Source organism: Kribbella sp. NPDC104740 (genome assembly GCF_055583505.1).
The window spans coordinates 1,173,538-1,191,350 of the sequence record NZ_JBVJNV010000002.1; the positions used below are offsets into that span (position 1 = coordinate 1,173,538).

17 protein-coding genes are annotated in these 17,813 nt (G+C 70.0%); 2 read left to right on the forward strand and 15 right to left on the reverse strand.

All coding sequences use genetic code 11. The features are described from left to right. The first annotated feature begins 64 nt into the window (after positions 1 to 64). Both ACZ6Z4_RS14955 and ACZ6Z4_RS14960 read left to right on the forward strand, forming a co-directional pair. Positions 65 to 928 (forward strand): hypothetical protein, encoded by an 864-nt coding sequence (locus tag ACZ6Z4_RS14955; protein ID WP_465563034.1) that lies wholly within the window; start codon positions 65 to 67, stop codon positions 926 to 928. Between the two features lie 300 nt (positions 929 to 1,228). Then, positions 1,229 to 1,963: a phosphotransferase family protein gene (locus ACZ6Z4_RS14960; protein ID WP_465563038.1), complete on the forward strand. Its 735-nt coding sequence runs from the start codon at positions 1,229 to 1,231 to the stop codon at positions 1,961 to 1,963. Here the strand turns inward: ACZ6Z4_RS14960 and ACZ6Z4_RS14965 are convergent. The 15 genes from ACZ6Z4_RS14965 to ACZ6Z4_RS15035 all read right to left on the reverse strand — a co-directional run bounded on the left by ACZ6Z4_RS14965 (position 1,960) and on the right by ACZ6Z4_RS15035 (position 17,775). Further along, positions 1,960 to 2,613, reverse strand: coding sequence for a hypothetical protein (locus tag ACZ6Z4_RS14965; RefSeq protein ID WP_465563041.1), 654 nt, complete (start codon positions 2,611 to 2,613; stop codon positions 1,960 to 1,962). The two genes, ACZ6Z4_RS14960 and ACZ6Z4_RS14965, sit on opposite strands and share 4 nt — an antisense overlap. A 13-nt stretch (positions 2,614 to 2,626) precedes the next feature. Further along, on the reverse strand, positions 2,627 to 4,822 hold the full coding sequence (locus ACZ6Z4_RS14970) for an alkaline phosphatase family protein (RefSeq protein WP_465563044.1): 2,196 nt from the start codon (positions 4,820 to 4,822) through the stop codon (positions 2,627 to 2,629). A gap of 176 nt (positions 4,823 to 4,998) precedes the next feature. After that, complete coding sequence (locus ACZ6Z4_RS14975) at positions 4,999 to 7,377, reverse strand: RelA/SpoT family protein (RefSeq protein WP_465563047.1); 2,379 nt, start codon at positions 7,375 to 7,377, stop codon at positions 4,999 to 5,001. Positions 7,378 to 7,495: 118 nt separating this feature from the next. Beyond that, complete coding sequence (locus ACZ6Z4_RS14980; RefSeq protein WP_363668549.1) at positions 7,496 to 8,035, reverse strand: adenine phosphoribosyltransferase; 540 nt, start codon at positions 8,033 to 8,035, stop codon at positions 7,496 to 7,498. A gap of 13 nt (positions 8,036 to 8,048) precedes the next feature. Next, positions 8,049 to 9,233, reverse strand: coding sequence for a protein translocase subunit SecF (gene secF, locus ACZ6Z4_RS14985; protein ID WP_465563051.1), 1,185 nt, complete (start codon positions 9,231 to 9,233; stop codon positions 8,049 to 8,051). Further along, positions 9,233 to 10,939, reverse strand: a complete 1,707-nt coding sequence (gene secD / locus ACZ6Z4_RS14990; RefSeq protein WP_465563778.1) for a protein translocase subunit SecD — start codon at positions 10,937 to 10,939, stop codon at positions 9,233 to 9,235. Before secD ends, secF begins: the two co-directional genes overlap by 1 nt. A 124-nt stretch (positions 10,940 to 11,063) precedes the next feature. Next, positions 11,064 to 11,516, reverse strand: coding sequence for a preprotein translocase subunit YajC (gene yajC / locus ACZ6Z4_RS14995; RefSeq protein WP_465563054.1), 453 nt, complete (start codon positions 11,514 to 11,516; stop codon positions 11,064 to 11,066). A 246-nt stretch (positions 11,517 to 11,762) separates the two neighbouring features. Continuing rightward, a complete protein-coding gene (gene ruvB / locus ACZ6Z4_RS15000) occupies positions 11,763 to 12,815 on the reverse strand; it encodes a Holliday junction branch migration DNA helicase RuvB (protein ID WP_465563058.1) in 1,053 nt (350 codons plus the stop codon). 3 nt (positions 12,816 to 12,818) lie between these two features. Beyond that, complete coding sequence (ruvA, locus tag ACZ6Z4_RS15005; RefSeq protein WP_465563061.1) at positions 12,819 to 13,418, reverse strand: Holliday junction branch migration protein RuvA; 600 nt, start codon at positions 13,416 to 13,418, stop codon at positions 12,819 to 12,821. After that, positions 13,415 to 14,041: a crossover junction endodeoxyribonuclease RuvC gene (gene ruvC, locus ACZ6Z4_RS15010; protein WP_465563781.1), complete on the reverse strand. Its 627-nt coding sequence runs from the start codon at positions 14,039 to 14,041 to the stop codon at positions 13,415 to 13,417. Before ruvC ends, ruvA begins: the two co-directional genes overlap by 4 nt. An 89-nt stretch (positions 14,042 to 14,130) precedes the next feature. Further along, the gene (locus ACZ6Z4_RS15015; protein ID WP_465563067.1) at positions 14,131 to 15,303 is read right to left on the reverse strand and encodes a GNAT family N-acetyltransferase; all 1,173 of its coding nucleotides are present in this window, start codon (positions 15,301 to 15,303) and stop codon (positions 14,131 to 14,133) included. A gap of 47 nt (positions 15,304 to 15,350) precedes the next feature. Then, the gene (locus ACZ6Z4_RS15020; RefSeq protein WP_465563070.1) at positions 15,351 to 15,812 is read right to left on the reverse strand and encodes a hotdog fold domain-containing protein; all 462 of its coding nucleotides are present in this window, start codon (positions 15,810 to 15,812) and stop codon (positions 15,351 to 15,353) included. A 31-nt stretch (positions 15,813 to 15,843) separates the two neighbouring features. After that, positions 15,844 to 16,605 (reverse strand): YebC/PmpR family DNA-binding transcriptional regulator, encoded by a 762-nt coding sequence (locus tag ACZ6Z4_RS15025; protein ID WP_363668533.1) that lies wholly within the window; start codon positions 16,603 to 16,605, stop codon positions 15,844 to 15,846. Between the two features lie 34 nt (positions 16,606 to 16,639). Continuing rightward, positions 16,640 to 17,227, reverse strand: coding sequence for a pyridoxal 5'-phosphate synthase glutaminase subunit PdxT (gene pdxT, locus ACZ6Z4_RS15030; protein WP_465563075.1), 588 nt, complete (start codon positions 17,225 to 17,227; stop codon positions 16,640 to 16,642). Further along, positions 17,224 to 17,775, reverse strand: a complete 552-nt coding sequence (locus tag ACZ6Z4_RS15035) for a DUF6891 domain-containing protein (protein WP_465563078.1) — start codon at positions 17,773 to 17,775, stop codon at positions 17,224 to 17,226. The genes pdxT and ACZ6Z4_RS15035 overlap by 4 nt, the downstream gene beginning before the upstream one ends. Positions 17,776 to 17,813: the final 38 nt, after the last annotated feature.

Sequence of the window (17,813 nt, forward strand, 5' to 3'; positions counted from 1 at the left end):
GGCGCCGGTGCTGCCTGTGGACAACTGAAAGCACCGGCACCGACCTTTCGGTCATCCTGCCGAGATGCTCCCGTACGACGCCCCGCTCTACTTCTGCGGCATTCCGTTCACCGCACACCAGGTCGGCAAGAAGCTCCGGTGGCTGCTGAGCGCGGGCGAGATCCGCCCGGTCCTCAAAGGCGTGTACGTCGACGTGCGCGTCCCCGACTCCCCCGAGCTCCGGGCGTCCTCCGCGGCGCTCCTCATCCCACCCGACGCGATCGCCTGCGGCCGCACCGCCGCCTGGATCCACGGCATCGAGACCACCGCCCTCGGCCCGTCCGAGCAGGTCAACCTCCAGTGGACCCGCGACTCCGACGACACCGTCGAGGTCGCCGGGGTCCGCGTCACCAGCCCGGTCTCCACAGCCGTCGAGCTGGCCATGCAACTCCCCCGCCCGTTCGCCCTGTCCGCCGTCGACGCGATGCTCCGAGCAGGCAAAGCCGACCGCTGGGCCGTCCGCGCCGCCTCCTCGGCGTACGAGGGCCGCCCGGGCATCATCCAGGCCCGCCAGATCCTGTACTACGCCGACCGCCGAGCCGAGTCCCCGGGCGAGTCCTGGCTCCGCCTCCGCCTCCTCGACGCCGGCTTCGGCCGCCTCAACCTCCAAACCCGCGTCCGAGGCCCCCAACGCGAGTACCGCATCGACCTCACCTACCCAGAGCCGTTGGAAGACGGCCGCCGCCTCGGCCTCGAGTACGACAGCGACAAATGGCACTCCCACCCCCGCGAGGAAGCCCGCGACGAGCGCCGCCGCAACGAACTGGCCGCCCTCGGCTGGCACATCATCTCCGTCCGCCGGCCTGACCTCTGGGGCAGGTATCCCGCGTTGGAGCTAGCCGTAGGCAGCTACCTCAGCCAGCAGCCTCGGCTTCCGCGGCGCTGGTAACCATCCGCCGCTCAAGAGCTCCCGTACGACGAACCCGCCCGCGAACAGGCGCGGACGAATCACCTCGACGTCTCCGCAGGCGAAGGCGACGTCACCGGCACGAACGCGGGCTCATCCGCCGGGCTCCGATCTGCACCGGCGGATGAGGTGCTGATACCGCGCGACGGGTGTGATGTGCGGTCATGAGTCCGCGTGCGCTGAGGTGCAGGTGTGGACGCAGATCGGGTGCGCCGGTGCGGAGGCAACACCTGGGTAGGAAACGCCTTGTGGGGATAGGGCCGGGTTGGCGAGACTGCGCGGATGGACGACGTCGAGGTTGTGCTGGCGCATCACGAGTGTGCGACGTTGCGGGTCGGGGACGTGTTTTTGAAGGTCGACGGGGATCAGGCGCGGACCGATGTCGAGGTGGCGGCGATGGAGTTGGCGCCGGTGCCGACGGCGGAGGTGTTGTGGCGGCGGGCGCCTGTGTTGGCGTTGGGGCGGGTGGCGGGGGTGCCGCTTGGGCGGTTGGGGTCGCCTTCGACGGCCTCGGTGGAGGCCTGGCGGGCGGCGGGGGCGGCGGTACGGCGGTTGCATGAGGCGCCGTTGCCGGGGTGGCGGGGGCGGAGTATCGATGGGAAGGCGGTGAGTCTCGACGAGGAGTGCGGGTGGTTGCTGGCGAACGGTGTGCTGCCGGCGGAGCTGATCGAGCGGAACCGCGCGATCGCCGAGGCCGCGTTGCGGCCGTGGGAGCCGGTGTTCATGCACGGTGACCTGCATGTCGCGCACGTGTTCGTCGACGGGGATCGGGTGACCGGCGTACTCGACTGGTCCGAGGCGGGGCAGGGCGACGGGATGTACGACGTCGCCAGCGTCACGCTCGTTCACCCCGAGCGGCTCGACGACTTCCTCGCGGGGTACGGCGATGTCGACCGGGACGTGATCCGTGGCTGGTGGGCGCTGCGCAGTCTCACGGCGATCCGTTGGCTGGTGGAGCACGGCTTCGATGTCGACGCGCCAGGCGGCGAACTCGACGTCCTGCGACGCAACGGCTAGAGAATCACCCGCTCACCGTGCCAGCTCGTGAGCGTCGAGAAGACCGTACGGCCGAGGTGCTCGTTGATCGTGTTCAGGCCGGTGTAGAGGGATTCCGGAGTGGTGCTGGTGATCAGGTCCCGCCAGCTTCCGGCGTCACCAACGTCGAGTACCCGTCTGGGCAGATCCGTGGCGTCCCAGACGGTTTGCAGCCGGGCGGCCTGGTGCACGCGTTCGACGGCGTGCTCGACGTTCGTCGCGTGCAGGTTGGTCAGGTCCGGCGCCCAGTCGTAGTACGGCACCCACTCGACGGCCCCGGTGCCGGTGAAGCTCGACCGTAGCGTGCACGCCGTGCCGGTCAGGTTGTCGAGCACCTGGCGGTGGATCGCCACCAGGTTGCGGTAGCCGTTGTAGCGCTCCTCGTAGACCTCGGGGGTGAGCATGCCGAGCACCACCCGCGGGTCGCGCGGGTGCACGCGGAACTCCCACGTCGCGATCAGCGTGTCCCGGATCGAGTAGGTGACGAGGGACCCCGCCGAGCCGGAAGTGATCGGCTCCCCGCTCGGCAGGGTCTCGAACGACGGCGTGACGGTGTCAGCCGTCGTCGCCAGTCCGGTCGTCATCGCGGCCAGCACGCCCGACTGCAGCGCGGCACCGACCAGGCTGTCCATCGTCTCGGTTTCCTCAGCGGTGCCCGGCGATGCGCCCGGCGTACCGGTGCTTGAAGCCGGTTTCGCTGTCGTCGGTGATGATCACGTCGTAGAAGCCGTAGCGGTCCGTCGGCCAGTCGATCCGCAGCGACTTGTTGGCCGGTACGGCGACCGCGCGGGTCTGGCCGTCGTAGTCGTTGCGGGTCAGCGTGAACACCAGCTCCTGCTTGCCTTCGTTCCGCAGGACCAGACCGAGGACCGGGTTCCGTCCCTTGGTCTCCAGGTGCGCGTCGACCACCGGGATGCCGCGCTCGGAGGTCGCGACCACCGTGCCCGCGAAGGTCCGGACGAACCGGTCGGGCCCGTAGATCGAGAACGCGTAGCGGCCGTCGGTGGCCGTCGTGTCCCACTCGTGCGTGCGCTGCCGGCCGGGCAGCACCGTGTACGGCGTGGCCTCGAACGGGAAGTGCTCGTCGGGGTAGACCGACATCGAAACACCGGTCGACGTCCGCCCGCCGTCGTTCGAGAGCGTGGCGACCACCTTGCCGGCGCCACGGTGGACCGTGACGAAGGCGTGCTGCTGGTACGGCGCCGGCTTCGGCGTCACCCCACCCTGCGACGTCGCCGGGACCGGCATCGACTGCTCGAGCGCCGGCGGCGCCATCGGCGGCAGCGTCGCGTCCATGTGGAAGCGGTCGCGCTCCGGGGCCGGGTTCGGCAGCGCCGGGACCGAGAAGTCGGGGTTGGCGAAGTCGAGCGCGCCGGCGAGGTTGTTCAGCAGGCTCCGGCGCCACTGGGTGATGTTGGGGTTGCGGACCTTCAGCCCCTGGGTCTGCTGCAGCCAGTCCTCGATGAACTGCTGCGTCGAGGTGTGGTCCATGACGCCGGAGTACGAGTGCCCGCCGCGGGTCCACGGCGAGATCAGCAGCGCCGGGACGCGCGGGCCCGGGCCGATGTGCCCGGCCGGGTTGGCTCCGGAGGCCGGCAGGAACTCGTCCGTGGTGCCCGCCTCGGGGACCGGCGGCAGCACGTGGTCGTACAGGCCGTCGGCCTCGTCGAAGTTGACGATCAGCAGCGTCGAGTTCCAGACGTCCGGGTTCGACGCCAGCGCCTCGATGACGCGGCTCACGTACGAGCCGCCGCGCTCACCGCCGCTCGGGTGCTCCTGATAGGCATCCGGCGGGATCAAGTACGACACCAGCGGCAGCGTGTCCTGCCGGCAGTCGGTGATGAAGTCCTGCAGGTAGGCGTTCAGGTACGCCGGGCCGAAGTCGTCGGTGTTCGGCGGCGTCGGCTCCGGGAAGATCTGCTTGCCGTTGGCATCGAAGTGGTAGCCGCCCCGCTCGGCGGCGGTCTTCGCGGGCTCGGTCGTGGCGCCGAACGGCACGTCCGCGCCGGAGGCGAACCAGTCCCGCACGCCCTTGAACTTGTTCAGGATGTTCAGCCCGTAGTTCGTCCCCGGCGACCGGCTGATGTACACGTTCCAGGACGCGCCCGCGGTCTCGAGCTGCTCGACGAAGCTCGGCCACGTGTACGGCGAACCGGTGCCGTTGTTGTTGTACGCCGACTGGAACCCGCGCCCGGGGGCGTTGCCGCCGCTCGGGTCGATGGTGCCCGACATCAGGTAGTACCGGTTCGGGTACGTCGCGCTGAAGATCGAGCAGTGGTAGTGGTCGCAGACCGTCCACGCCTGCGCGGCCGCGTAGGCCCACGGGATCTCGGCCTCGGTGAAGTACCCCATCGTCCGCGGGGACTTCGCCTGCACCCACCCGTTGTTCGCGCCCTTGTTCCAGGCCCGCTGGCCGTCCGGCCAGCCGTGCGGGAGGTCCCAGCCGCCGAGCGCGTTCATCCGGGCCGAGTCCATCCGGAACGGCAGCACGTAGCCATCCGGCCGGGTCGGGTCCGGCTGCTGGAAGACGTTGGTGCCGTCCGGGTACTGCAGCATCTGCCGGTCCTCGAAGCCGCGGGCGCCGGGGATCATGCCGAAGTAGTGGTCGAACGACCGGTTCTCCAGCATCAGGATCACCACGTGCTTGAGGTCCCGGATGGTCTTCGTGATGCCGTGCGGCCGGCCGTCGGTGGCGGCCTGCGCGGCCGCGGTGTTGGCCAGGCTGCCCAGCCCGACCGCGCCGACGGCTGCCGCGCCGCCCAGCATCACCGAGCGCCGCCGGATCCCGGCCGGGTCGGTCGTCGGTTCGTCGAGGTCGCCTGCTTGCTCTCCTGAGGTCACGCCTGTGCCTTTCCTCGTCGCGTCCGCCGTCGATCGCTGCGTGCGCGACGGCCCTCGGCGACATTTCTCCGCTCAGGTGAACGCGACCCCCATGCCGACCGAAGCCGACGGGCATTCCGTACGACGGCTGCGGCCCGGACCGGGCCGCGAGCCGACGGACGGACTCGGGAAAGGAACTACTGGGTGACGCGGTAGACGTCGAAGACGCCCTCGACCGACCGCACCGCCTTCAGCACGTGCCCGAGGTGGGTCGGATCGCCCATCTCGAAGGTGAAGCGGGACTTGGCGATCCGGTCCCGCGTCGTGGTCAGCGCCGCGGACAGGATGTTCACGTGGTAGTCCGACAGGACCCGGGTGATGTCCGACAGCAACCGCGCCCGGTCCAGCGCCTCGACCTGGATGGCGACCAGGAAGACCGACTGCGCCGTCGGGGCCCACTCGACCTCGACGATGCGTTCGGGCTGGGTCTGCAGGTTCTCGACGTTGGCGCAGTCGGCGCGGTGCACCGAGACGCCGGCGCCGCGGGTGACCCAGCCGATGATCTCGTCACCGGGGACCGGCGTGCAGCAGCGGGCGAGCTTGGACAGCACGTCCGTGGCGCCCTTGACGATGACACCGGCGTCGCCGCGGGCGGTCCGCTTGCGGCGCTCGCGGGTCTGCGGGAGACGCAGGCCCTCGGCCAGGTCCTCGGCCGCGCCCTCTTCCCCGCCGTACGTCTCGATCAACCGCCGGACGACGGCCTGGGCGCTGACGTGGCTCTCCCCCACCGCGGCGTACAGGCCGGTGACGTCGGGGTACCGCAGCGAGTTGGCGACCGCGGTCAGCGTCTCGTGCGACAGCAGGCGCTGCAGCGGCAGGCCCTCCTTGCGGAGCTGCTTGGCGATCGCGTCCTTGCCGTGCTCGATCGCCTCGTCGCGGCGCTCCTTGGAGAACCAGTGCTTGATCTTGTTCCGGGCGCGCGGGCTCTTGACGAAGCCGAGCCAGTCACGCGACGGGCCGGCGCCCTGCGCCTTGGAGGTGAAGACCTCGACGACGTCGCCGTTCTCGAGCGTGCTCTCCAGCGGGACGAGGCGGCCGTTCACCCGGGCGCCGATGCAGCGGTGCCCGACCTCGGTGTGCACCGCGTACGCGAAGTCGACCGGGGACGACCCGGTCGGCAGCGACATCACGTCGCCGCGCGGCGTGAACACGTAGACCTCGGAGTTGTTGATCTCGAAGCGCAGCGAGTCGAGGAACTCCGACGGGTCGGAGGTCTCCCGCTGCCAGTCGACCAGCTGCCGCACCCAGGGCATCTCGTTCGGGGTGCTGACGTCGGTGGTCGGGGCGGCGCCCGCGCCGACCTCCGGGACCGGGGCGTTCGGGTCCTCCTTGTACTTCCAGTGCGCGGCGATGCCGTACTCCGCGCGCCGGTGCATCGAGAAGGACCGGATCTGCAGCTCCACCGGCTTGCCCTGCGGGCCGATCACGGTGGTGTGCAGCGACTGGTACATGTTGAACTTCGGCATCGCGATGTAGTCCTTGAACCGGCCGGGGACCGGGTTCCACCGCGCGTGCAGCACACCGAGGGCGGCGTAGCAGTCCCGGACCGACTCGACCAGGACCCGGATGCCGACCAGGTCGTAGATGTCGCCGAACTCGCGGCCGCGGACGATCATCTTCTGGTAGATCGAGTAGTAGTGCTTGGGCCGGCCGGTGACGGTGGCCTTCACCTTGGCGGCGCGCAGGTCCTCGTGCACCTGGTCGATCACCGAGGCCAGGTACTCGTCGCGCGACGGCGCGCGCTCGGCGACCAGCCGGACGATCTCGTCGTACACCTTCGGGTGCAGGGTCGAGAACGACAGGTCCTCGAGCTCCCACTTGATCGTGTTCATACCCAGCCGGTGCGCCAGCGGGGCGTAGATCTCCAGCGTCTCGCGGGCGATCCGCTCCTGCTTCTCCTGGCGCAGGAAGCCCAGCGTGCGCATGTTGTGCAGCCGGTCTGCGAGCTTGATCACCAGCACCCGGATGTCCTTGGCCATCGCGACGACCATCTTGCGGATCGTCTCGGCCTGCGCGGACTCGCCGTACTTGACCTTGTCCAGCTTGGTGACGCCGTCGACCAGCATCGCGATCTCTTCGCTGAAGTCCTTGGTCAGCTCGTCGATCGTGTAGTCGGTGTCCTCGACGGTGTCGTGCAGCAGCGCGGCGCACAGCGTCGGCGCGGTCATCCCCAGCTCGGCCAGGATGGTCGCGACGGCCAGCGGGTGCGTGATGTAGGCGTCACCGCTCTTGCGCAACTGGCCGGTGTGGTGCTTCTCGGCGGTCCGGTAGGCCCGCTCGATCATCCCCAGGTCGGCCTTGGGGTGCGTGGCCCGGACGACCCGGAACAGCGGCTCCAGCATCGGCGCCCGGTTCGGGTGCCGGGTCCCGCCGAGGCGGGCCAGCCGGGCGCGCACCCGGGCGGGCGCGATCCGCGGTGGTTGGGCGGCAGGCGGCGGCGCCGAGCTGACCGGGCGCACCGGTGCGGGCGCGCGCGGGGGCTCGTGCGGCACCACATCCGGTACCGCTGACGTCATCGCCGGGTCTTCGCCCACGTTGTGTCCCTCCGCCGACAGACCACCAGTCTAGGGGGTCACGGCCAACGAGGTGGACACGGCCTGTGGACAACACGCCGGACCGGCGTACGGACCGGCTTCAGACAGTGACGAGAGCGTCCACGCGCTCGCCGGAAAGCCGCTTCCGGCCGGGCAGGAACGACAGCTCGATCAGTACGCCGGTACCGACGATCTCGGCCCCGCAGCGCCGGACCAGCCGCAGGCAGGCCTCGACCGTGCCGCCGGTGGCGAGCACGTCGTCGATCACCAGCACCCGGTCACCGGGCGCGAACGCGTCCTGGTGCACCTCGATGGTCGCCTCGCCGTACTCCAGCTCGTACGACTCGGCGAACGTCGCCGACGGCAGCTTGCCCTGCTTGCGGACCGGCACGAAGCCGGCGCCGAGCGCCAGCGCGACCGGGGCGGCCAGGATGAAGCCACGGGCCTCGATCCCGACCACCTTGTCGACCACGACCTCGCCGTCGTCGTCCTTGCCGAACGCGGCCAGCGCCTCGACCACCTGGGTGAACCCGGTGTGGTCGGCCAGCAGGGGGGTGATGTCCTTGAACACCACCCCCGGCTGCGGGTAGTCCGGGATGTCGCGGATGCCCTCGGTGAGGACCTGCTCCAGCGAACGCATCAACGACCCTTCGTCACTTGCCGCGCTTGGAGCGCGGCTTACGGCTCGGCTGCGGCCGGCCGGCCGCGCCGGTCGACTTCACCGGGCGGCTGGACGCCACCGGCGTACCGGCCTTGGGAGCACGGTCCTGCGGCCGTACGGCGGTCGCCGTACCGCCACCGACGAGCGCACCCGCCGGCTCGGCGCCCGCGGCGGCGGGTGCCGCCGTACCGCTCTGCTGGGCGCGCTTGGCGAGCACCCGGCGACGCAGCGCCTGCATGCCCGGCTCGCGCTCCTTGAAGGTGGCCAGCAGCGCCGGGGCGATGAAGACCGAGGAGTACGCACCGACGGCGATACCGACGAACAGCGCCAGCGACAGGTCCTTCAGCGGACCGGTCCCGAGCACCACCGTGCCGACGACAAGGATCGAACCGACCGGCATCAGCGCGATCAGCGTGGTGTTGATCGAGCGGACGACGGTCTGGTTCACGGCCAGGTTGGCCGCGTCGCTGTAGGTGAAGCGGTTCGAGCCGGTGATGCCGCGGGTGTTCTCGCGGACCTTGTCGAAGACCACCACGGTGTCGTACAGCGAGTAACCCAGGATCGTCAGGACGCCGATCACGGTGGCCGGCGTGACGTCGAAGCCGACCAGCGCGTAGACGCCGACCGTGATCAGCACGTCGTGCACCAGCGCGATGATGGCGGCCATCGAGGCCTTGGGTTCGCGGAAGTAGATCCAGATCACCAGGAAGACCAGGACCAGGAAGACGATCAGCGCCAGGACGGCCTTGTTCGCGATCTGGTCACCCCAGGAGGCGCCGATCTGCGACGTACTGACCTGGTTCTCCGCGACGCCGGCCTGGTCGGCGATCGCGATCCGGACCTTGGTGATGTCGTCCTGGCTGAGCGGCCGGGTCTGGATCCGGACCTTGTCGCTGCCGACCGTGGTGACGACCGGGTCGCCGAGGTCCTGCGCGTTGGTCGCCTTCACCGCGTTGGTGAAGTCGTCGATCGTGGAGTCGGTGACCTGCACCGACGTCTGGTACTCGGTGCCGCCCTTGAACTCGATGCCGAGCGCCAGGCCGCGGACGGCCAGGCCGATCACGGAGACCGCGACCAGGATCAGCGAGACGGCGAACCAGACCTTGCGCTTGCCGATGAAGTCGTAGGAGACCTCACCGCGGTGCAGCTTCGCACCGATGTTTCCGAGCTTCGACATCAGACCTCCCCTCCCACGGGCTTACGCGTCGACTTGGCCGGACGGGCGGACGGTTTCATCTGGCCGGGCAACCGCTCCACCCCGAGGTGCTCGGGGTCGAGACCGGACAGCTTGTGGCCGTGGCCGAAGAAGTCGGTCCGGGCCAGCAGCGTGACCAGCGGCTTGGTGAAGATGAAGACCACCAGCAGGTCGATCAGTGTGGTCAGGCCGAGCGTGAACGCGAAGCCCTTCACGCCGCCGACCGCGAGGATGTACAGCACGACCGCGGCCAGCAGCGAGATCGAGTCGGCCGCGATGATCGTGTGCTTGGCGCGGGCCCAGCCGGTCTCCACCGAGGAGCGCAGACTGCGGCCCTCACGGACCTCGTCGCGGAGCCGCTCGAAGTAGATGACGAACGAGTCCGCGGTGATACCGATCGCGACGATCAGACCGGCGATCCCGGCCAGCGTCAGGGTGAACCCGATCGCCTGGCCGAGCAGCACGACCGACGCGTAGGTCAGCGCGGCCGCGGCGGCCAGCGAGGCGACCACGACCAGGCCGAGGCCCCGGTAGTACAGGAAGGAGAAGATGATCACCAGCGCCAGGCCGATGATGCCCGCGGTGATGCCGGCCGAGAGCTGGTCGCCGCCGAGCTGCGGCGAGATCGTCTCGACCGAGGAGACGTCGAAGGACACCGGCAGTGCGCCGTACTTGAGCACGTTGGCCAGGTCGCGGGCCTCGGTCTCGGTGAAGCTGCCGCTGATCATCGCCTGGCCACCCGGGATCGGGCCGTCGACGCTCGGGGTCGAGATGGTCTCGCCGTCCAGCACGATCGCGAACAGGTTCTGACCGCTCGCCGCCTGCGCGGCGAGCTTGGTGGTGGCCTTGAGGAACTTGTCGCCGCCCTCACCGTTGAAGTTCAGGTTGACCTGCCACTGGAAGCCGCCCTGCGGGATGCCCGCGCTGGCGTCGGTCAGGTCGGTGCCCTTGAGGATCGCCGGGCCGAGCAGGTACTTGCTGGTACCGGCCTTGTCGCAGGACATCAGCGGCTTGTCCGGGTTGTCCTCGGGCTTGGCCGTCTTGGCGTCCGGGCACTTGAAGGTGGCGAAGGCCGCGGTGGTGGCCGCGTCGGGCTGCCAGCTCAGCGGGTCGCCCGGGTTGGCCGGCGGGGTGGCCGGGGGCGGCGTCACCGGCGGCGTGCTCGGGTTCGCGGTCGGCGTCGGGGTCGGCGTCGCCGCCTTCCCGAGCACGCTGCTCCAGGCGCGGCCGTTCGGCGACGGGCTGCCGGTCGGCTTCAGCGTGGTCGACGCGCTCGGCGTGGTGCTCGGCTTCGGCGTCGTGGTCGGCTTGCCGGTCGGGGTGGCCGACGGGACCGGCGGCGGGACCGCCTGCTGGGCGTCGTACACGATCCGGAAGTACAGCAGGGCGGTCTGGCCGACCTGCTTGATCAGGCTGTCCTGGTTGGCGCCGGGGACAGCCACGTTGATGTGGCTGCCGCCGGCGGTGGTGATCTCGGCTTCGCCGACGCCCGCGCCGTTGACCCGCTGCGAAATGATGTTCTTCGCCTCGGACAGCTGCTCGGCGGTGACGGTACCGCCTCCTGCCAGGGACTTCGCGGTCAGCGTGATGGTGGTGCCACCGCGCAGGTCCAGGCCGAGCTTGGGCTCCCAGTGCTTGGTCAGCCCCATGATCCCGAACAGCAGGACCAGGATGACTCCCAGAACGATCAGGAGCCGCCCTGGGCGGGATGTCGTCGTTGATGCCACGTTGGATTCAACCTTTGCGCTTCTGGGCGCGCCGGGGTGTCAGGGTGACGCCGGGGCGCGCCGCACGCCGATAGGACGGGGAAGTTCAGTTCTCGGTGTGCGTCGGCGGCAGCTTCTTGTCCTGCGCCTTGGTGTCGCCCGTCTCCGGTACGTCGACGGTGTCACGCTCGGCCACCTCGTCGGTGACCCGGTCCTCCACCGGGTCGGCCGCCGGGGCCTCGACCGCCTCGTCGGCCGGCTCGTCGTCGGGCAGCACCCGGCCGACCGCGGCCTTCACGAACTGGACCAGGATGCCGTCGGAGACCTCGAGGGTGACGTACTCGTCGTCGACCTCCTCGACCACGCCGACCATGCCGCTGGTGGTGACCACCTTGGTACCGGGGGTCAGCGCGGCGACGGTGTCGGCCTGCTTCTGCCGCTGCTTACGCTGCGTGCGGCTCATGAACCAGATCATGCCGACGATCAGGATCAGCGGGAGCAGGAGCGTGAAACCCCCGCCACCTCCGGAAGAGGCCATCGGTACGGCGAGCAGTTGCATCGGGACTCAGAATCCTTCGTCGATTGCGGGGGCCCGGCACGCTCTGCGCGCGCAGGTCGTCACGGGATGGCCGAGGTCAGGCCACCGGGGAGTCTAACCCTGAGCGGCAACAAGTGCCGCATGACACCGGGTCACGTTTGCGTTACTCGCGCACCGTACGCCGGTCCGGTGCGCTTGCTGTACCCGGTCCACCGCACTGGGTGCACGGTGTACTGCTTCAACGCGTACGGCGTGCTCCTCAGTTCCCTACTCGTCCTCGGCGTCGAACAACGTGTCGGCGAAGGTGGCGTTCTTGGGAACGGAGAGGCCGAGGTGACGCCAGGCGGCTGGTGTGGCGACGCGGCCGCGCGGCGTCCGGGCGAGGTAGCCGGAGCGGACCAGGAACGGTTCGGCGACCTCCTCGACCGTTTCGCGTTCCTCGCCGACCGCGACCGCGAGCGTGGACAGGCCGACCGGTCCCCCGCCGAAGCGGCGGCACAGTGCGTCGAGGACGCTGCGGTCGAGGCGGTCCAGGCCCATCCGGTCGACCTCGTACAGGTCGAGGGCGGCCTTGGACAGCGCGATCGTGATGATGCCGTCGGCCCGGACCTCGGCGTAGTCGCGGACGCGGCGGAGCAGCCGGTTCGCGATCCGGGGTGTGCCGCGCGAGCGGGACGCGATCTCGCGGGCGCCCTCGGGGGTGATGTCGACGTCGAGCAGCGCGGCGGACCGGTTGACGATCTTCTCCAGCTCGGTCGCCTCGTAGAACTCCAGGTGCCCGGTGAACCCGAACCGGTCGCGCAGCGGACCCGGCAGCAGACCGGCCCGCGTGGTCGCGCCGACCAGCGTGAACGGCGGGATCTCCAGCGGGATCGCCGTTGCCCCCGGCCCCTTGCCGACGATCACGTCGACGCGGAAGTCCTCCATCGCCATGTACAGCAGCTCTTCGGCCGGGCGCGACATCCGGTGGATCTCGTCGAGGAACAGCACCTCGCCCTCGCTCAGCCCGGACAGGATCGCGGCCAGGTCGCCGGCGTGCTGGATCGCCGGCCCGCTGGTGATCCGCAGCGGCGCCGACAGCTCCGACGCGATGATCATCGCCAGGGTGGTCTTGCCCAGCCCGGGCGGGCCGGACAGCAGCACGTGGTCGGGCGCGCGGTTGCGGCCGCGGGCCGCGTGCAGGACGAGCTCGAGCTGCTCGCTGACCCGGCGCTGGCCGCCGAACTCGGCCAGCGTGCGCGGGCGCAGCGCGGACTCGATCTTGCGTTCCTCGAGGTCGACCGCGTCGGCGGAGACGAGGGGCCTGACGTTCTCTTCCATCCGTTACGCCTTCGAGAGCACGCGGAGCGCGGCGCGCAGCAGGTCGGGGACGGAAGGTTCGCCCTGATCGGCCAGCGGTGAGACGGCGATGACCGCGTCCTCGGCGTCGCGGGCCGACCAGCCGAGGCCGACGAGACCGGCCTGCACCTGGTCCTTCCAGGCTTCGGCCGTCTGCAGTGGGCGGCCGGCGACGGTCTTGGAGGGGGCGCCGATCTTGTCCTTCAACTCCAGGACGATCCGCTGGGCGCCCTTCTTGCCGATCCCGGGGACCTTCACCAGCATCGCCAGGTCCTCGGAGGCGACGGCTTGGCGCAGCTGGTCAGGGCTCAGTACGGCGAGCGCCGCCTGCGCGAGCTTCGGGCCGACACCGGAGGCGGTCTGCAGCAGCTCGAACAGCGACTTCTCGTCGTCGTCGGCGAACCCGTACAGCGTGAGCGAGTCCTCGCGGACGACCATCGAGGTGAAGACCTGGGTCTCCTGCCCGGGCCGCAGCCCGGCGAGCGTCCCCGGGTGGCAGTAGACCTGCAGGCCGACCCCGCCGACCTCGATCACGGCGCTGTCCAGCCCGATCGCCGCCACCGGCCCGCGCACGAACGCGATCATCGCTTACCTCCTCGTACTGCCCGGAGCTGTGCTTCCCGGGCCGCGGTCGCCTGCACCAGCGCCGCTTGAACCTTCGCCAGTTGTGCTTTGGATTGTGCTTGTGCCCGCAATTCCAGCTGAGACTGTGCGGCGGCTTGCAGTTTGCTCGTCACTCCCCCGCGCCACACGTGGCAGATGGCCAGCGCCAACGCGTCCGCGGCATCCGCAGGTGTCGGGCGCTCGGGCAGCTGCAGGATCCGCGTCACCATCGTGGTGACCTGGTCCTTATCCGCCCGGCCGGAGCCGGTGACCGCGGCCTTGACCTCGCTCGGTGTGTGCAGCGCGACCGGCAGACCTCGCCGGGCGGCGACGACCATCGCGATGCCCGACGCCTGCGCGGTGCCCATCACGGTACGGACGTTGTGCTGCGCGAAGACCCGCTCGACGGCGACGGCGTCCGGTTGGTGCTCCTCGATCCACTGCTCGATACCGGCCTCGATCTGGACCAGCCGCCGCGCGACGTCCAGGTCAGCAGGCGTTCGGACCACGCCGACGGCGACCAGCTTCGGGGGCCGTCCGGGCGCGCCCTCGACCACGCCGAGACCGCACCGGGTCAGCCCCGGGTCGACGCCGAGCACCCGCATGAACACCTCCGAACGTTTGTTCGACAAACACTATGCGGCAGGCCGAGCGAGCAGGAAATCGACGCGCCGAGCGCTTGTGGACAACGCGATCAGAAGAAGTCGAGCATGTACGCCGCCGGGCCTCCGAACGCCGTGTCCAGCACGCCGTCGTCGCGCACCGACCCACCCGAAGCCAACCCCGAAGCCCGCAGCGAAGCCAACGGCGTACCGGCGTACAAGCCGGCCAGTCCACGAGCCCCGAGCCGCAGCACGTCACCTGTCCCCGACGACGGCGTCAGCTTGCCAGCGCCGTCAGCAACCGACAGCTGCCACCGCCCCGCATGCCCCGGCACTTCGGCGTCATCCAGCTGCAGCTCAGCCTCCACCGCAACCCCAGGAGCAAACCCCCGCGCAGCAACAGCAGCAGGTGCGTCCAGCAGCCGCAGCATCCAGTGCTGCACGTGCATCTCCTTGTCGGCCTCCAGCTGCGCCAGCAGGTGCACCGGATCGTTCGGCGAGACGTACGCGTGCACAGTCCGAGCCGTCGACGACCCAGATCCAACAGTCGCCCACAGCGCCCGCGCGGTCTCCTCCGAGTGCGCGATCAGCTCGTCGACCCGCAGGTTGTTGCCGTCCCAGTTGTAGACCACGAAGCCGTCGTCGGCGAGGTACGCGAAGATGTCCTCGTCGTCGGCCAGCCACTCCGCGACCTTCGCCTCCGGCCACCCCAGTACGCCGCTCGCGCGCGCACCCTCGTGCGCCTCGGCAACGAGCTCCAGGAAGCGCCCGGCGTCGGCCGGCCCGGCCCGCCGGATCGACACCCCGCGCCCGCCCAGCGACCGCAGATCCGCCGCCTGGAAGGAGAACCGGTACCGCCCGCCGCCGAACTCGTACCCGAGCTTGCGGTAGATCACGGTCGTCGCCGGGTACAGCGCGGTCAGCGGGAACCCGCGGTCGATCGACCGCTGCAGCACGCCCCGCATCAACATGCTGCCGACCCCGCGCCCGCGGTACTCCGGCGACACCACGACGCCGGCGATCCCGGCCATCGGCACCTGGCGACCGCCCCACCACTGCTGGAAGTCCCAGATCCGCGCGGCCGCGACCACCTCGTCGCCGTCGGCGACGCCGACGTACCGGCCGTCGGTGAGGAACTCGACCGCGTCCTTGGTCCACTGCTCCCGCGACGACGCGGGCAGCGGCCCGAACGAGCGCGCCCGCACCCGCAGTACGGCGTCCAGATGGTCCTCGGTGATGTCGACAAGTCGCAGCGCATCGGTCACGCCCAGACCCTACGTCGCCGGTCTGAACCGGGCGACAGCAATACCGCCTACTTGCGGTCGGTGACCCAGAGCTTGATGGTGCCTTCGACAACGACCGTGCCGTCGTCGCGGGTCGCCTTCACCCGGACCGGTACGTCGGGACCAGCCGTCCACGCGGCCGGGTCGGTCTCGGCGGTGCAGGTCAGGTCCGAGGTCGACTTGGCCAGGTAGGCGACGTCCATGCCCTTGGGCAGCCAGCGTTTGCCGGCCGGGACGGTCGCCTCGGCGAGCGCCCCCATCGCGGCCTCGAGCCCGTTGCAGACGGCGATCGCGTGCACGGTGCCGATGTGGTTCTGCACCGCGCGGCGCTTGGGCAGCACGAGGGCGGCGAAGTTCGGGCTGACCTGGACGAACCGCGGGCGGATCGACCCGAAGTACGGCGCCCGGCGGCTGAACACGAACGAGAACAGCCGCGGACCGCCCGGGACGGTCCGCAACTTGTCCCACAGCGCGAGTACCTGAGTCGTCATGACCTCAGGTTACCCGCGAGTTAACTAACTGTCAGCCAACCTCGGCCATGACGTCGTCGGAGACGTCGAAGTTGGCGTACACGTTCTGCACGTCGTCGCTGTCTTCCAGCGCGTCGATCAGCCGGAAGATCTTGTTCGCGCCGTCGGCGTCCAGCTCGACCGTCATCGACGGGACGAACGACGCGTCGGCCGACTCGTAGTCGATCCCGGCGTCCTGCAGCGCGGTCCGGACCTTGACCAGGTCGGTCGCCTCGCTGATCACCTCGAAGGCCTCGCCGAGGTCGTTCACCTCGTCGGCGCCGGCCTCCAGGACCGCCTCCATCACGTCGTCCTCGGAGTAGGTCTTGCCGTCCTGCTCCTTGTTCACCACGATGACGCCCTTGCGGTTGAACAGGTACGCGACGCTGCCCGGGTCGGCCAGCGAGCCGCCGTTGCGGGTCATCGCGGTCCGGACGTCGGCCGCGGCGCGGTTGCGGTTGTCGGTCAGGCACTCGACCAGCATCGCGACACCGTTCGGCCCGTAGCCCTCGTAGGTGATCGACTGGTACTCCGCGCCACCGGCTTCGGCCCCGGAACCACGCTTGACCGCGCGGTCGATGTTGTCGTTCGGGACCGACGACTTCTTGGCCTTCTGCACCGCGTCGTACAGGGTCGGGTTGCCGGACAGGTCACCGCCGCCGGTCCGGGCGGCCACCTCGATGTTCTTGATCAGCTTCGCGAAGAGCTTGGCGCGCCTCGAGTCGATGACCGCTTTCTTGTGCTTGGTGGTGGCCCATTTGGAGTGGCCTGACATCGCGAACCCAACCCTTCTACCGCCTGCAACTGATCTAGAGGTCGCGCACCAGATCGGCGAAGTAGCCGTGCAGCCGGGCGTCACCCGTCATCTCAGGGTGGAACGACGTGGCCAGCAGCCGATCGTGGCGAACCGCCACGATCCTACCGGTGGCAGGTCCAGACCTCACCGTCGACAGTACCTCCACGTCGCGACCGACCCGCTCGACCCACGGTGCCCGGATGAACACGGCGTGGTACGGCGTACTGAACGCGCCGAACTCCAGATCGGCCTCGAACGAGTCCACCTGACGGCCGAACGCGTTCCGGCGGACGGTCACGTCGAGCCCGCCGAGCGTCTCCTGCCCGGCGACGCCGCCGCTGATCTCGTCGGCCAGCAGGATCATCCCGGCGCAGGTCCCGAACACCGGCATCCCGTCCCGGATCCGCTTCTGCAGCGGTTCGAACAGCTCGAACGACCGGGCCAGCTTCTCCATCGTCGTCGACTCGCCACCCGGCAGCACCAGCCCGTCGACCGCGGCCAGCTCGGACGGACGGCGGACCGGGACGGCCTCGACGCCGACCTGGCCGAGCATGGCCAGGTGCTCGCGCACGTTGCCCTGCAGCGCGAAGACGCCGATCACAGGTCCACCCGGCGCTGCCACTCGACCGTCACCTCGATCCGTCCCTCGTCGAAGGTCGCCGGCAGGTCCCGCTCGTGCAGCAACGCCAGTACGTCGTCCAGCAACGGCTCCCCCGGCGCGACGTTCGCGGTGTCCGGGTGCCAGACCTTCAGCTCCAGCATGCCGAAGTCGACCGCGTGCCAGACGTCGGTGTCGGTGAAGAACACCAGTCCCTTCGGCGACGTCGCCGCTTCCAGCGCATGTCGGGCGGCGTGGTGGTCGGAGGTGTAGCGCACCACCACGATGCCCAGCGCCTCCAACTCGTCCAGTACGGCGTCCAGCCGGTCGGGTGCTGTCTCTTCGGGCCAGCTCGCTGCGTCGGCCTCCAGCTCGCTCAACGCCTCGGCGATGAGCTCCGGCACCAGTACGGCGGCGTCCGCGGCCGGCGCGTCCTCCTGCACGGCCTCGGTCAACGCAGCCGTCACGGCGGCCCGGTCGGCATAGCCGGACCGCACCAGAACCCGTGCCAGGCCGCGCAGCTCACGGTCGGTCCGCTGATCCACAATCACTCAGCCAGCGTAGTCGAGCGGCGGCGGTGGAAGCCGCC